The organism is Peribacillus sp. FW305-BF15 (genome assembly GCF_058783805.1).
The window spans coordinates 216018-230267 of sequence record NZ_JBYSYV010000002.1; the positions used below are offsets into that span (position 1 = coordinate 216018).

Here is a 14250-nt window from a genome sequence, read left to right on the forward strand (position 1 = left end):
ATAAGGTTTTTTTTCTTTTTGCATGTTGAATGGTATGCGTTAAATAGGTTCCTGCCGCTCCTTGAAACGTTCGGCAGGAAATCTTATAGTAACCTGAAGTTGAGGTGGCAATGACGAATAGAGTAGTATGATAAAGTAGAAAATTTTGTGCCCAGGCATGATCCCCGAATTAGGTTGGCGGGCGATGAAGCAATTACCCCCACCATACAATGAAGAAGATATGATAAAATAGAAATTTCCAGATGAAACAGTTTTAATAAGTGAAAGGATGTTATCATGAAATTAAAGCAGCAATTAACCATTGCCTTTATAATAAGTGTATTTTCTTTAATCGGGTTCAGTTTCATGGCATTTACAATAAGTGCAAATGAATACCTGAAATTTGATGAAGATGTGATTTCCTTGGTGCAGGGAATTGAGTCCCCTCTGCTGACGGACATCATGAAGTTCTTTACTTACATAGGTTCAACCGCTTCACTGATCATCCTTTCCTTGGTCATTTTGTTTTTCTTATATAGGGTTTTGAAGCATCGTTTGGAACTAGTCTTATTCACTGCAGTCATCGTGGGTTCACCTCTTCTCAATTTGATGGTTAAGCTATTCTTTCAACGCGCCCGCCCCGATTTACATCGACTCATCGATATAGGGGGATACAGTTTCCCGAGTGGACATGCCATGAATGCATTTTCTTTATACGGTATTCTTACATTTCTGCTATGGCGTCACATTACGGCTAGGTGGGCAAGGATTCTCTTGATTCTTTTCAGCATGATGATGATCCTCTCGATAGGTATTAGCCGAATATACTTGGGGGTCCATTATCCTAGTGATATCATAGCCGGGTATTTGGCAGGCGGTTGTTGGATTGCGATTTCCATCTGGTTTTTCCAAAGGTATCAAGACCGGCGGAAGAACAAAGATCGTTAATAAAGGGAGCAAGGTTATTGCAAGATAGGCAGCCGGCAGGTAACAAGCCAGCTGTTGATTCAAGAGAGTTAGGAGCGTATTAAATGGAAAACTGGATTACGGAATTCATGAATGATTTTGGGTATATGGGAATCTTTCTATTAATAGCATTGGAGAATATTTTCCCGCCGATCCCGTCTGAGGTCATTCTTACTTTTGGCGGTTACATGACGACTAAAGCGGATATGACGATTATCGGTGTCGTTATCGCTTCGACTCTAGGGTCTGTGGCAGGGGCAGTCGTCCTCTATGGAATTGGTTTACTTCTTGATGTGAAGGTCATTGAAAGGTTCGTGGAAAGATGGGGCCATATTCTTCGGTTAACGGTATCGGACGTCCATAAGGCGAATTCATGGTTTGACAAATACGGGTCATGGACCGTGTTTTTCTGCAGGCTGGTTCCGCTGATCAGAAGTTTGATCTCGATTCCAGCAGGGATGTCCCATATGAGCTTTTGGCTCTTCCTGCTTTACACAACATCCGGAACATTAATTTGGAACATCATCTTGGTGAATATCGGGGCAGCTGTTGGCTCTTCGTGGGAAGATATTGTAGGGTACATGGACATTTATTCAAACATCGTATATGCGATACTGGCCTTGCTATTAATCGCTTTCGTTATTTTGATTTTTAGAAGGAATAAAGGCAAAGTATAATCTCAGTTTAGTTGATTGGGCCGTTATCATCGGCGTTCATTCCCTAACCGAATATGACCATCAAAGGCTGTCATTGCGACAGCCTTTTTCTTATTGGAGGAAGAACACTGAACCTAGAATAAAGGGGGGGTGCTTTGGACAAAATGAATGAAACGAAAAAGGAATGAGGTTCGGTGCTATGGCTTCTTTTTTCAAACAAAAGAGACAAGTGAAGCAACGTGAAAAGAAAAAGGAAGATGAAAGTCAATCCAAAAGCAAAACGCCTGATTATATTGAAAGTTCCCTTTCTGCCAATCTGGAAATCGTGAAGAAAAAGACGGGAAAAAGTCCCGACATCATTATCCGAACGTTGAAAATCGGACTAAACCCGGAGATAAAAACAACTATTTTGTATGTGCAGGGTCTGATTGATAATCCTAGCGTTACGGATTTTATAATTGAATCAATCATGAAAAATCCCCACCTGTCAAAAAACATACTTCCACTGGAAGCAATGGAAATTATCTCTGAGGACGTGGTTTCCCTCGGTGGCGTAGAAAGGGTCACGGACTGGGAAAAGCTATTTTTGACATTATTATCAGGGGACACCATCATTTTTATTGATGAAGTAAACGTCGCCCTGGTTGCCAGTACAAGAGGAGGAGAGAAGCGCTCCATTCAGGAGCCAAGCACGCATTTGACTGTCCGGGGATCTAGGGAAGGGTTTACGGAATCGAATGGAACGAACATCGCCATGTTACGCCGCATCATCAATACCCCGGATTTATGGATAGAGTCGATGAAAATAGGCACGGTGACAAAAACGGACGTTTCCATCATGTATATAAATGGAATTGTCAAGGAAGGAATTGTCGAGGAGGTCAAGAAGCGCTTAAATCGAATTAACATCGATAGCATTCTTGAATCAGGATATATTGAACAATTGATAGAAGACCAGGTCATGACCCCATTCCCAACCCTTAACCATACAGAAAGACCGGATATGGTCGCAGGAAACCTGCTGGAAGGAAGAGTGGCGATATTCGTAAATGGAACGCCTTTTGTCTTGATCGCCCCGGCATTGTTCGTACAATTTTTCCAATCTGTCGAAGACTACTATAATCGCTTCGACATTGCTTCAGCGACACGTTTTTTACGGATCATCGTTTTCATCATCTCGATAGTCGGGCCGGCTGTCTATGTTGCAGCCACGACTTTTCATCAGGAAATGATCCCAACGAAGCTGCTGGTCATTGTAGCGGCCCAAAGGGAAACGGTTCCTTTGCCTGCCGTCGTTGAAGCGCTTCTTATGGAAATGACCTTTGAAATATTACGGGAAGCAAGTCTTCGGATGCCAAAGGCCGTTGGTTCGACGATGTCCATTGTCGGGGCATTGGTCATCGGGCAGGCGGCCGTCCAGGCTGGTATCGTATCGCCGGCAATGGTCATCATCGTCTCGATCACGGCGATTGCCAGTTTTGCAACCCCTTCTTATGCCATAGCGATTTCTGCCCGCATTGTGCGGTTCGGATTCATCATTTGTGCCGGCATGTTAGGTTTTTATGGGATGATTTTAGCCTTTATCATCCTTATTGTCCATTTATGCAGCCTGCGATCACTTGGAGTTCCTTATATGACACCGCTCGCCCCTCTGAATCCTAAAGGGCTGGGCGACACATTCTTCAGAAGACCTATATGGGCATTCAACGAAAGGCCGCAATATTTGACCAATGAAAATAATCTGATCAGGGAAGGCAATAACCAAAGACCGCTGCCTCCTGAATCGCGTGGAATGAAAACTTCTGACGGGAAAAAAGGTGAAGGCAATGAATCGTAAAAGATTAGTTCTGCTCTTGGTGATGTTGATCGCCGCCACATTCACCACAGGCTGTTGGGATAAAACAGAGTTAAATGAAATGGCCATCGTTTCGGCGGTCGGACTCGATAGAAATAAAGAAGGGAAGTTAGTGGGAACTTTCCAAATCATTAATCCAGGGAATGTTGCCGGAGCTCTTCAGGGCGGCGGCGGATCGAATCCACCCATATCCATTTATAGGGCCACGGGAGATAATGTGCTTGAATTGGATGGTAACGCTTCAATGAAAATCTCCCGAGATATGTATTTTGCCCATGCCAACCTGGTTGTCATCGGTGAGGAACTAGCAAAAGAAGAGGGCCTTAACGATATTTTCGATGCATTTGAGCGCTCACCGGAATTCAGGGCAACTACGAGGATCGTGATTGCCCGGGGTGTGAAAGCAAGGGATATTGTCGAAACGTTAACCGCAATCGATAAGGTATCAGCGGAGAAAGTCATTAGGACGATTGAAACCACTGAAAAAACCCAGGGGAAAAGTATTAGCATCAATCTCCAAGAGGTGATCAAGAATCTGCTTAGTACCGGAAAAGAACCGATAATAAGCGGTTTTACCGTGAGAGGAAACACGGGTAAAGAGGATAAAATGGAGAATACCATGTCCTCGGATATTGAGGCGAACCCTAATGCAGCAGGGATAGGTGTTTTTAAAGATGGCAAATTGATTGACTGGCTGGATGGTGATAAGGCAATAGGATCAATGTGGGTATTGGATAGAATCGAAAATGTCCATTTATACCTTGATTGGGAGGGTAAAAAAAACGCAGTCACCTATTCAGTCATTCGCCAAAAAACCAACATCGGGGTAAAATTGGTAAACGGGAAACCGAAAATATCGATAAAGGTCCGTGCAGAGGGAGATATCCGGGAAGCGAATGTTCCTTTGAATCTAACCGATATGCATGTTCTGATAGATATTGAAAGGAAGTTAGCGAAAGACTTGAAGAAGGAGATGGAAGACGCAATCGTTCGGGCACAAAAAAATAAATCCGATATTTTTGGCTTTGGGGAGCTCATGCACGAATCCCATCCGAAAGAATGGAAGAAACTAGAGAAAAACTGGGACGACGAAACTTTTCCTAAACTGGAAGTTGATGTGCAGGTAGAAACTTTCATTCGCCGTACCGGATTACGTAATAAGCCATTTCTTTCAAATTTACAAAAGAAAGATCAATAATGGAAAGGAAGTGGCATTCTCATGGAAAAGGCAAATATCAGCGGGTACCAGCTGTTCGTCCTTATTTTCCTGTTTGAAATGGGCAGTGCACTTTTGGTTCCGCTTGCAGGTGAAGCCAAGCAAGCTGCCTGGCTGGTCATCCTTATTGCGATGATCGGCGGATTTATATTATTTTTCATTTATTATGGCCTTTTTCAATACTACCCTGATCAGCTGTTAACGGAATTTGTACGAAAAATATTGGGGAATTTCCTAGGCAGGATCGTAGCTTTTCTATATATCCTTTATTTCATCTATCTTTCTGCAAGGGTGCTGAGGGATTTCGGAGATACGCTGCTTACTTTTGCCTATCCTCATATTCCGTTATTTGTCGCGAACGCTGCATTCATTTTAGTCGTGGTGTATACGGTCCGTAAGGGGATAGAAGTAGTGTCGAGGACGGGGGAATTATTCTTTGTCTTGGAGAATTTACTTTTAATGACCTTCTTTCTTCTGATTATTGCTTCAGGCATGATCCATTTAAACAACTTAAAACCCATTTTTGAAATAAGCGGGACAGAGATGGTGAAAATGGCTTTCACTAAAACCGTATTCTTTCCATTTGGTGAAATCATAGCGTTTTTAATGATTTTTCCTTATTTAAATGAACATAAGCGATTGAAAAAAATTGGAATATGGAGCTTGGCTACAAGCGGTATTTTTCTCGCGGTAATAATGGCTGTGAATGTTTCTGTACTTGGTGTGGACCTTATGACGCGTTCGCAATACCCTCTTCTTACCCTCATTCAGTCCATAGAGGTCGCTGGCTTTCTTGAACGTCTCGATGTGTACTTCTTGTTTTTGTTGATGATTGGCGGGTTCATCAAGATATGTGTATTTACTTATGTAGCGGTAACGGGTACGGCGAATGTTTTCAATGTTAAACAGCCCTCCAGACTTGCATACCCTGTTGGCATTGTCATTTTATTGATTTCGATTATTATTTCAAGCAGCTATACGGAACATATCCATGAAGGGCTGAAGGCGGTACCAAATTACATCCATCTTCCATTTCAGGTGATCATTCCATTGCTTCTCTTGATCATTGCCTTTTTTAAGAATCGAAAAAAAGGGAAGACAAGCACCAAAAAAAGTTCCTGAAAGGCGGAGTTGATCAAAAATGAAATTCTTCGGTATTACGCTTTTGCTTCTGTTCCCTTTAGTGGTCATATCTTTAGGTATGGATATTCTAATGGGATTTGATCTGGATAATTCGATCAAGCATGCCTTTAACCCATTTTTGGTGAAGGACCCCGCTGAACTTATCCTTTTTTTCATTCTTCTTGCATTCCTTGTATTCAGCTTCTTTTATCGAAAAAAAAAGAAAAAGAACAAGGGCAAAGGGCAGCAATGAAGTTGCAATTCCCGTTGCTGAAATAGAGATGAACTCCGAATGGGGGAGTTTGTCTTTTTGCTTTTTTATAACCTTGTAAACCGATTTCATAGTATGATGATAAAATGAGCTTATTTAACAGCGGAATGTAAAATCATTCAACCAAAAACCCCGGGAGGAGGACGGCAATTTGGATATCAAATTGAATCGAAAAATCATAAAAGACATGTGCGGGGCCGTCTCCTTTAAAAGAGGGGAAGCTTTTCATCGTGCCAATAAAGTGACATTTGAAAGCTATCATCATGATGGTTGTGAAGCATCGGTTAGAGGCAAGGAAGACTTCCATGTCATGATTGAAGTGGATGCAGTCGGCGGATTTCAGACGAAATGCAGCTGTCCTGCGCTAGCTTCCTTCCATAGGGATTGCCAGCATATTGCAGCCGTCCTGCTGTCGGTTTACGACCATAAGCGAGATGGAACGATTCCTGAAGGGATACGTGCAACCGGTCCTGATGCTACAGCCCATAAGGAGTTGTCAGAAGGCTTGCTTACCCTTTTCAATAATCAGCCTGTACGCAAAAGCGGTCATCAGCGCCATTTTGAAAATAGAATGATGCTTGAAGCGGAGTTTACGTGTAAACCAGTATGGATGGGAATGGAACAATATATGTTAGGACTGGAAATGAAAATCGGTTCTCTCAATGTGTCGAATGTCCGGGATTTCCTGAAGCGAGTTAAAGCAGGAAAGCCTGCCCAAGTGTCCCCTTCATTTATATATGACCCGGTGCTGCATTGTTTTCAGAATGAAAATGATTTAGTGCTTCAGGAGCTCATTACAGTGATATCGGATGAAAAAGTCTATGTGGACGCCCTGACGGATAAATCCGAATATACATTGGACCATCACTTATTACTTCTGCCTCCATCTTCTTTTCGAAGGCTTGTCCCCATCCTTGAAGCGGCGCCAATGGTGAAGCTTGCCTATGGCGGCCTTACATTCAATGGCTTTCGTGTAACAAACGGACCGCTTCCTTTACAGTTTGACTTTACTGAAAGCGAGGACAAAGGTTATCAACTGATTATTAAAAGGCTGCACGAGATGATCGTCATGAATGCATACACATTGGTCCTATTTGAGGGGAAATTGGTTCAGCTCGAAAATGAGGATTTCAAACGCCTTTCAGAGTTAAAGCAAATGATGGAGGATTCGGGGATGAATCAAATTCCAATCCATCATGACCAGCTGGAATTATTCCTGGACAAAGTGGTACCAGGCTTGAAAAGACTCGGTGAAGTCCATATAGCAAGATCCATCACCGAATTGTTTTTGAAGACACCGCTGGTTGCAAAGCTATACTTGGACCGAGTGAAAAACAGGCTGCTTGCCGGGCTGGAATTCCATTATGAAAATATCGTGATCAACCCTTTGGAAAAACAGGAATCCAAGGTTATGAGGGATGTTGAGAAAGAGGCGGAGATAATAAAGCTGATGGAGGATAGCCAGTTTGCCAAGACGGACGGAGGCTATTTCTTGCATAACGAAGAATTGGAGTATGAGTTCTTGTACCATATCGTTCCTAAACTCCAGAAGCTGGTGCAAATCTATGCCACTACCGCTGTAAGGAACCGAATTTCCCGTGGAAATGCTGCACCGCGCATTAGGTTGAAAATTAAAAAAGAGCGTACTAATTGGCTCGAATTCAAATTTGAAATGGACGATATCCCAGATAAACAAATACGTGAGGTCTTAGCCGCGCTTGAAGAAAAAAGGAAATACTATCGTTTAAGGAATGGATCGCTGCTTTCCCTTGAAACAAGGGAATACGAGGAAATCAATCGTTTTCTGAATGCACTGCCCGTACAGGATGAAGACCTGGAAAGCACACTGAACATGCCCCTCATAAAAGGGCTCCAGCTCCTTGACTCCGTTAATGACAGCCAGACATTCACGTTGGAAGAATCATTCCGGCAGTTTTTGGATAACATCAGGAATCCCGGCGCCTTGGAGTTCACTGTGCCAAAGAGTCTGGACCCGATTTTGCGCGAGTATCAAAAAAACGGCTACAAATGGATGAAAATCCTTGCACAATACGGTTTTGGCGGGATTCTTGCTGATGATATGGGTCTGGGAAAAACACTGCAAAGCATCACGTTCATTTTATCCGAGCTACCTGACATCCGTAAGAAAAGGGTTCCGGTGCTTATTGTCTGCCCATCATCATTGACTTACAATTGGCTGAGTGAATTCACTAAATTCGCTCCTGATATACAAGCCGTCGTCGTGGATGGAGACAAGACGGAAAGGTCGAAGCTGCTTAAAGAAATGAAGGACGTGGATGTAGTGATCACTTCTTATCCATTGCTTCGGAAAGACATCAATTCGTTTGAAAAAGAGGACTTCCATACGGTGTTTTTCGATGAGGCACAGGCCTTCAAGAACCCGGTGACACAAACGGCACGAGCGGCCAAGAAGATAAAAGCGGCACATCGCTTCGCGTTGACTGGTACGCCCATCGAGAATTCACTGGAAGAGCTCTGGTCCCTTTTCCACGTCGTATTCCCTGAACTATTCATGGGGTTAAAGGAGTATAGCAACCTCTCTAGGAAGCAGATTTCCCGCAGGATCCGTCCATTTTTGCTGCGGAGAATGAAAGAGGACGTACTAGGGGAATTACCGGAAAAAATCGAGTCGCTGGAATCGATGGAACTGCTTCCCGATCAGAAGAAACTGTACGGGGCTTATCTGGCCAAGCTGCGGCATGATACGCTGAAACACCTGGACAAGGACACCCTTCGCAAAAATCGGATCAGGATCCTTGCTGGCTTGACCCGGCTTCGGCAAATATGCTGTCACCCCGCCTTGTTTGTGGACGGATATAAAGGCAGTTCAGCAAAATATGAGCAGCTGATGCGAATTGTCGAAGATTCGAAGCATTCTGGAAGACGGGTGCTGATTTTCTCGCAATTTACAAAAATGCTTACGATCATCGGCAGGGATTTGGCCATGGAAGGACAACCCTTTTTCTACCTGGATGGACAAACCCCATCAAAGGAACGTGTGGAAATCTGCAATCGGTTTAATGCAGGAGAACGGGATATATTCCTCATTTCGTTGAAAGCTGGCGGTACGGGTCTCAATCTGACGGGTGCCGATACAGTCATACTATATGACCTTTGGTGGAATCCGGCAGTTGAAGAACAAGCCGCGGACCGTGCCCATCGAATGGGGCAGAAAAATGAGGTTCAAGTCATCAAGCTTATTGCCCGTGGGACAATCGAAGAAAAAATGAATGAACTCCAAGAGAAAAAGAGACATCTTATTGAAGAAATCATCGACCCTGGAGACAAGTCGTCTTCTGCACTTACAGAAGAGGATATCAGGGAAATCCTGATGATATAAGGGTTTAGCAGAAGGTAATAAATAAATAGTTCAGTTATGGAGCATTCCTTTGTAAAGAGGAATGCTTTTTTATTTTTAAGGCACTTTTTCGTAAAGATTGTTGTTTTTAAAACGAAACTATTTAAGGTTGATTGGAGCGGAAGTGCGAGACCCCACAGGCGTTTACGCCGAGGAGGCACACCTCCCGCACCAAGGAAAGCGAGCATCTGGAGGGGAAATCAACCACAACTCACTACCTGGTAAATAGCAATAAAGTATGTTAAAACAGCCATTTTTAAAAAGAATAGGATATTTCGCTAACAATAATAATATAATAAAAAACAACAATATTTTATTGTAAAACGATAAAACGTATGTTAAATTAAATGGACAATAAATAAGTGAGGTGCTTTTTATGAAACTAGGAACAACACTCTTTTTAAAGATGGCTGTTATTCTTATTGGAATTCCAGTTCTTGCTTTGTGCATCTTCTTGGTGCCTGGGATAGCGAATTTTGCAGCAGAATTATATCCGGATATGGCTTATTTGAAATATCTCGTTTTAATCGATTTGTATGCATCGGCGATACCTTTTTACTTTGCCCTATATCAAGCCTTTAAACTTTTAAGCTATATTGACAAGAACAAAGCTTTCTCGGAATTATCTGTAAGAGCTTTAAAGATTATAAAAAATTGTGCAATCACAATAAGTGGCTTGTATGTGGCAGGCATGCCGCTCTTTTATCTCATCGCGGAAATGGACGACGCCCCAGGTATCATAGTAATCGGAATGGTCGTCATTTTTGCTTCAATGGTGATTGCAGTCTTTGCTGCTGTTCTTCAAAGGCTTTTACAAGAAGCCATCGATATAAAATCAGAAAATGACTTAATAGTCTGAGGTGATTAACTTGGCAATTATAATCAATATTGATGTGATGTTGGCTAAAAGGAAAATGAGTGTTACAGAACTTTCCGAGAGGGTTGGAATAACGATGGCTAATCTTTCCATATTGAAAAATGGCAAGGCAAAAGCGATTCGATTAACAACCTTAGATGCGATTTGTAAGGCTTTAGAATGTCAACCCGGGGATATTTTAGAATACCGAAATGATGAAGGCACTCAAGATTAAGATTTATAAAGGGGAGTTACTCATGAATGTAGATGAAAAAATGGAGGCACCAATCATGAGGGCACTAAAACAACTCGTTCGTTTTGGTTGGGAGCAGGCCCTATCATGCTTGTTTCCTGCCGTTATTTTTGCCTCTTTGGCTATTACAAAATTCATCCCGCTTCCCTTTCTGCCGCGGTATGACTGGCTGCTTATCATCTGCCTTATCATGCAGTGGCGGATGCTGCGTTCCGGGCTTGAAACACGGGATGAACTAAAGGTCATCACCTTGTTCCACCTTATTGGTCTTGCCCTTGAACTTTTCAAGGTACATATGGGCTCCTGGACTTATCCAGAGGAAGGATATTTCAAGATTTTTGGAGTGCCTCTGTATAGCGGATTCATGTACGCTAGTGTAGCGAGTTATCTTTGCCAGGCGTGGAGGAGGTTAAAGGTTGAACTGATCAAGTGGCCGCCGTTTTTTGTCGTTGTATCCCTTGCGCTTGCGATTTATTTGAATTTTTTCACCCACCATTATTGGATGGATGTTCGTTGGTGGCTATCTGGACTTGTCATCATCGTCTTTTGGCGAGCATGGGTCACATACGAAGTTGGTGGAACCCGTTATCGTATGCCAATCGCATTTTCTTTTGTGCTCATCGGATTTTTCATATGGATAGCCGAAAATATCGCAACGTTCTTTGGAGCTTGGGAATATCCTAACCAAACCGATGCATGGAGTCTCGTACATCTAGGAAAGGTAAGCTCATGGCTCTTACTGGTGATTGTCAGCTTTCTTATAGTAGCGACGCTAAAACAGGTTAAGGGGAAAGATTCCGCTGTGATGGATGAGGGTCAATTTTTATAAGATGAATTATTCAAGTTAGATAAAAATAAATATAGACGACACATTGTGTCGTCTTTGATTTTTTCTATGCTTTTATGTCATTCCTATGAAACAAGTTTTAATCCCACTGCTGCGCCAAGGACCATGGCTATAAAAACGACCCTGCGCCAATCTTTGGATTCCCCGTATAAGAGCATCCCGATTATCGCTCCGCCTGATGCGCCGATTCCTGTCCAGATAGCGTATGCCGTTCCCATCGGCAAGGTTTTCATGGCATAAGCAAGAAACAGGAAACTTGCTCCAAATCCGATGAATAACAGCAATAAGGATTGCCAATTTCTGTCCTTGTGCAATTTATTGATCATCGCAACCCCAAACATCTCAAAAAGCCCCGCTAAGATTAAAGAGACCCAAGCCATTATGATTCATCCCCTTTCTCAGCCTTATCATCCGTCACTAGCTTCAAGCCGATCACCCCTGATAATAAGAGGAGGATCAATAGTGTTTTGCTCAGCTTGAAGGATTCTCCAAAGAAAAGGATTTCGGAAAAAACGGTCCCGGCAGTCCCCATACCGACAAAAACGGCATATACCGTTCCGACAGGAAGCTTCCTGCCAGCCATTATCATCAAGTAAAAACTGATGATGATCGAAATGACCGTTCCAGTCCAAGTCCAAAAGTCATCTGCATGTTTTAAGCCAATCACCCAAAATACTTCAAAAAAAGCTGCAATGAATACTTTAATCCAGTTTGTGCTCATGTAATAACGCACCTCCGATTTTATTCTTTACCAAAAAAACAAAAAAAGCCCAAGAGATAACTGTTAAAACAGTTTCTCCCAGGCTTTTATCCTTCCGTGACACAGCATGCTGTGAGTTTTCTCTCGGACCAGACCAGCAATGAGACGCACTGCGGAACCCTAGAAAACCTTTGACATATACAATTACCTTTCATTATACATACTTTTTGAACTTACTCAAGGTAGAAGTTTTGCCAAATTCCAGGCCGATTTTTCCCTAATATCCGCATATGTCCCGTAACGTTTGCAGCTTTCATCTGAATACAGCGAGGCCATTTCGAACTTTCCGGACTATATTCAAATTTGAAAAAAGCCAGTTTTCCTATAGTTTTTTTATTTGGCTCTTTTCGTAAAGAGTGTTGTTTTTAAAACGAAACTATTTAAGGTTGATTGGAGCGGAAGTGCGAGACTCCTGCGGGAGCAGCGGGACAGGTGAGACCCCACAGGCGTTTACGCCGAGGAGGCTCACCGCCCGCCCCGCGGAAAGCGAGCATCTGGAGGGGAAATCAACCACAACCCACTACCTGGTAAATAGCAACAAAGTATGTGAAAACAGCCTTTTATTTAAATAACGCAACATAAGGTACGAGACACCTGGGGGCGAGCGCCTGGAGTGGAAATCAACAAATAATGAAGGGATAGATATGGTAGTGTAAACGGCTGAGGAATTTGCGGCGGTGCAGGTCAATTTTTCGGACCTTAACAAAGAATGCTAATATAAGAATTAGATTACAGAGGGAATGAAGGTGGCTCTTATGGAGAAGCAGGTTCATATTTTAATTGTTGAAGATGATAATGATATTAGCGGATTGCTTTGCAATATGATGAAAAATATCCATTGCGCAAAGTTTAATGAAAAAAAATGAATGGTGAGCTTTTTGCCACTCTGAAAAATCATCAATTCATAATGACCTGTCAATGGAATAAAAGAACGTAGTCTGCTTCAGTTTTCAGCTCAAAAAAGCCCCGAAATCTTATCCGGGGCTTTTTTGGCTTGCTATTTAGGCATTCACTGTCCGTTTAGGGGATGGACCTTCTTTTTTATGTGACACATAGCTATGCAGGATCATTCCCATGATGACGACAAAGATGCCGAACCACGATAACGGAGAAGGAATCGGTAAAGATAGGAATAGTAATTCGCCAGCCAGGGCAAAAAGGACCTCCATCGATTGTGTTGCTTCAACTGAAGCTAATTTCTGCATATTTCCGCGTACCAAATCGGTCGCCATGAAAAAAAGGACCGTGGCGATGACTCCAGAAAATAGTGCCACCAAAAGGGATTGGAAACTCTGCATCTTCGTCGGCGCACCTACTGTAAAGAAACCGTACAAGGAAAGCAAAAGCCAGAATGGAAGACTCGCCAAAGTCATTCCCAAAACCCGCTGATAAGCATCCAGACGCCCTTCGGATACTTCCATCATTTTGCGATTTCCCAAAGGGTAGGCAAACGAGGCGATGACGATCGGGATCACTCCCAGCCAAAGATCGGCCATTGAAATGTGTTTGGTATGTTCCAGCTGCATCAGGATGATCCCAAGCAGAATGATCATGGACATGAGGAGGCCTTTCACAGAAACCTTTCCTCTTTGCCTTTCAATCCCATCTTTCGTTTGGACATTTTCAAAAAACAGCGGCGCAAGCAGCGCACCCGAAATGATCGTGATTTGCCAAGTTCCGGCGATCAGCCAGCCAGGTGAGTAGGCGGACGCAAAGCATAAAGGAGCATAAAATAACCCAAATCCGACAAAACTCCAAAGCAGCCAAGGACCCGGCTTTTCTCTCATCACTTGTAAAAGGGGACGCAGGTTTTTTCTGCTCCATACGATACACAACAGAAAGGGCACCATGAAGAAATAACGCAGCGAAGCACTCCAAATCCAACTTCCGCCAGACAGCTCCATGGCCTGATTCAAAACAAACGTAAATGCAAAAAAGAAAGCAGAACAAATACCTAATATAATCGGACGCAATTGACTCACCTCAATCTGTTTTATGAGTCAGTAAGACTCTGGAAGGATGGCAATCGTTTCGGCTTTCTGAAAAAATTCAGATATATCCACTGTTTCAAAAGCGGAATGAATTTTCGG

Annotated in this window: 13 protein-coding genes and 1 riboswitch; of the genes, 10 read left to right on the forward strand and 3 right to left on the reverse strand. The window is 42.9% G+C overall.

The window, feature by feature from the left end; all coding sequences use genetic code 11:
• The first annotated feature begins 276 nt into the window (after nt 1-276).
• The 10 genes from AC3WLU_RS02645 (at nt 277) to AC3WLU_RS02690 (ending at nt 11382) form a co-directional block, all read left to right on the forward strand.
• On the forward strand, nt 277-927 hold the full coding sequence (locus AC3WLU_RS02645; protein ID WP_063575398.1) for a phosphatase PAP2 family protein: 651 nt from the start codon (nt 277-279) through the stop codon (nt 925-927).
• An 83-nt stretch (nt 928-1010) separates the two neighbouring features.
• Nucleotides 1011-1622 (forward strand): DedA family protein, encoded by a 612-nt coding sequence (locus AC3WLU_RS02650; RefSeq protein WP_057276815.1) that lies wholly within the window; start codon nt 1011-1013, stop codon nt 1620-1622.
• A gap of 178 nt (nt 1623-1800) precedes the next feature.
• Nucleotides 1801-3438 carry a spore germination protein gene (locus tag AC3WLU_RS02655; RefSeq protein ID WP_413001646.1) on the forward strand — a complete coding sequence of 546 codons (1638 nt, stop codon included), beginning with the start codon at nt 1801-1803 and terminating at the stop codon, nt 3436-3438.
• The gene (locus AC3WLU_RS02660) at nt 3428-4654 is read left to right on the forward strand and encodes a Ger(x)C family spore germination protein (protein WP_063575401.1); all 1227 of its coding nucleotides are present in this window, start codon (nt 3428-3430) and stop codon (nt 4652-4654) included. Before AC3WLU_RS02655 ends, AC3WLU_RS02660 begins: the two co-directional genes overlap by 11 nt.
• A gap of 21 nt (nt 4655-4675) precedes the next feature.
• Nucleotides 4676-5794 carry a GerAB/ArcD/ProY family transporter gene (locus AC3WLU_RS02665; protein WP_492596767.1) on the forward strand — a complete coding sequence of 373 codons (1119 nt, stop codon included), beginning with the start codon at nt 4676-4678 and terminating at the stop codon, nt 5792-5794.
• Nucleotides 5795-5813: 19 nt separating this feature from the next.
• The gene (locus AC3WLU_RS02670; RefSeq protein WP_057276811.1) at nt 5814-6047 is read left to right on the forward strand and encodes a YczF family membrane protein; all 234 of its coding nucleotides are present in this window, start codon (nt 5814-5816) and stop codon (nt 6045-6047) included.
• A gap of 169 nt (nt 6048-6216) precedes the next feature.
• On the forward strand, nt 6217-9426 hold the full coding sequence (locus tag AC3WLU_RS02675; protein ID WP_492596768.1) for a DEAD/DEAH box helicase: 3210 nt from the start codon (nt 6217-6219) through the stop codon (nt 9424-9426).
• 394 nt (nt 9427-9820) lie between these two features.
• Nucleotides 9821-10303, forward strand: coding sequence for a DUF2975 domain-containing protein (locus tag AC3WLU_RS02680; protein ID WP_106026076.1), 483 nt, complete (start codon nt 9821-9823; stop codon nt 10301-10303).
• A 10-nt stretch (nt 10304-10313) separates the two neighbouring features.
• A complete protein-coding gene (locus AC3WLU_RS02685; RefSeq protein WP_034309451.1) occupies nt 10314-10535 on the forward strand; it encodes a helix-turn-helix domain-containing protein in 222 nt (73 codons plus the stop codon).
• Nucleotides 10536-10590: 55 nt separating this feature from the next.
• Nucleotides 10591-11382, forward strand: a complete 792-nt coding sequence (locus AC3WLU_RS02690; RefSeq protein WP_098186296.1) for a DUF817 domain-containing protein — start codon at nt 10591-10593, stop codon at nt 11380-11382.
• An 83-nt stretch (nt 11383-11465) separates the two neighbouring features.
• On the opposite strand, the gene AC3WLU_RS02695 is transcribed toward AC3WLU_RS02690, so the two are convergent.
• The 3 genes from AC3WLU_RS02695 to AC3WLU_RS02705 all read right to left on the reverse strand — a co-directional run bounded on the left by AC3WLU_RS02695 (nt 11466) and on the right by AC3WLU_RS02705 (nt 14133).
• Nucleotides 11466-11780, reverse strand: a complete 315-nt coding sequence (locus AC3WLU_RS02695) for a DMT family transporter (protein ID WP_034309447.1) — start codon at nt 11778-11780, stop codon at nt 11466-11468.
• On the reverse strand, nt 11780-12121 hold the full coding sequence (locus AC3WLU_RS02700; protein ID WP_063594494.1) for a DMT family transporter: 342 nt from the start codon (nt 12119-12121) through the stop codon (nt 11780-11782). Before AC3WLU_RS02700 ends, AC3WLU_RS02695 begins: the two co-directional genes overlap by 1 nt.
• Nucleotides 12122-12194: 73 nt before the next feature.
• A riboswitch (guanidine-I (ykkC/yxkD leader) is annotated at nt 12195-12295 on the reverse strand.
• 866 nt (nt 12296-13161) lie between these two features.
• Nucleotides 13162-14133 (reverse strand): DMT family transporter, encoded by a 972-nt coding sequence (locus AC3WLU_RS02705; RefSeq protein ID WP_430026360.1) that lies wholly within the window; start codon nt 14131-14133, stop codon nt 13162-13164.
• Between the last annotated feature and the right edge of the window lie 117 nt (nt 14134-14250).

What these genes read in the sequence shown, in the direction of transcription:
- AC3WLU_RS02660 (WP_063575401.1), top strand. Translation starts at nt 3,428, where the DNA reads ATGAATCGTAAAAGATTAGTTCTGCTCTTGGTGATGTTGATCGCCGCC.
- AC3WLU_RS02690 (WP_098186296.1), top strand. Translation starts at nt 10,591, where the DNA reads ATGAGGGCACTAAAACAACTCGTTCGTTTTGGTTGGGAGCAGGCCCTA.
- AC3WLU_RS02650 (WP_057276815.1), top strand. Translation starts at nt 1,011, where the DNA reads ATGGAAAACTGGATTACGGAATTCATGAATGATTTTGGGTATATGGGA.
- AC3WLU_RS02695 (WP_034309447.1), bottom strand. Translation starts at nt 11,780, where the DNA reads ATGGCTTGGGTCTCTTTAATCTTAGCGGGGCTTTTTGAGATGTTTGGG.
- AC3WLU_RS02670 (WP_057276811.1), top strand. Translation starts at nt 5,814, where the DNA reads ATGAAATTCTTCGGTATTACGCTTTTGCTTCTGTTCCCTTTAGTGGTC.
- AC3WLU_RS02645 (WP_063575398.1), top strand. Translation starts at nt 277, where the DNA reads ATGAAATTAAAGCAGCAATTAACCATTGCCTTTATAATAAGTGTATTT.
- AC3WLU_RS02700 (WP_063594494.1), bottom strand. Translation starts at nt 12,121, where the DNA reads ATGAGCACAAACTGGATTAAAGTATTCATTGCAGCTTTTTTTGAAGTA.
- AC3WLU_RS02680 (WP_106026076.1), top strand. Translation starts at nt 9,821, where the DNA reads ATGAAACTAGGAACAACACTCTTTTTAAAGATGGCTGTTATTCTTATT.
- AC3WLU_RS02655 (WP_413001646.1), top strand. Translation starts at nt 1,801, where the DNA reads ATGGCTTCTTTTTTCAAACAAAAGAGACAAGTGAAGCAACGTGAAAAG.
- AC3WLU_RS02665 (WP_492596767.1), top strand. Translation starts at nt 4,676, where the DNA reads ATGGAAAAGGCAAATATCAGCGGGTACCAGCTGTTCGTCCTTATTTTC.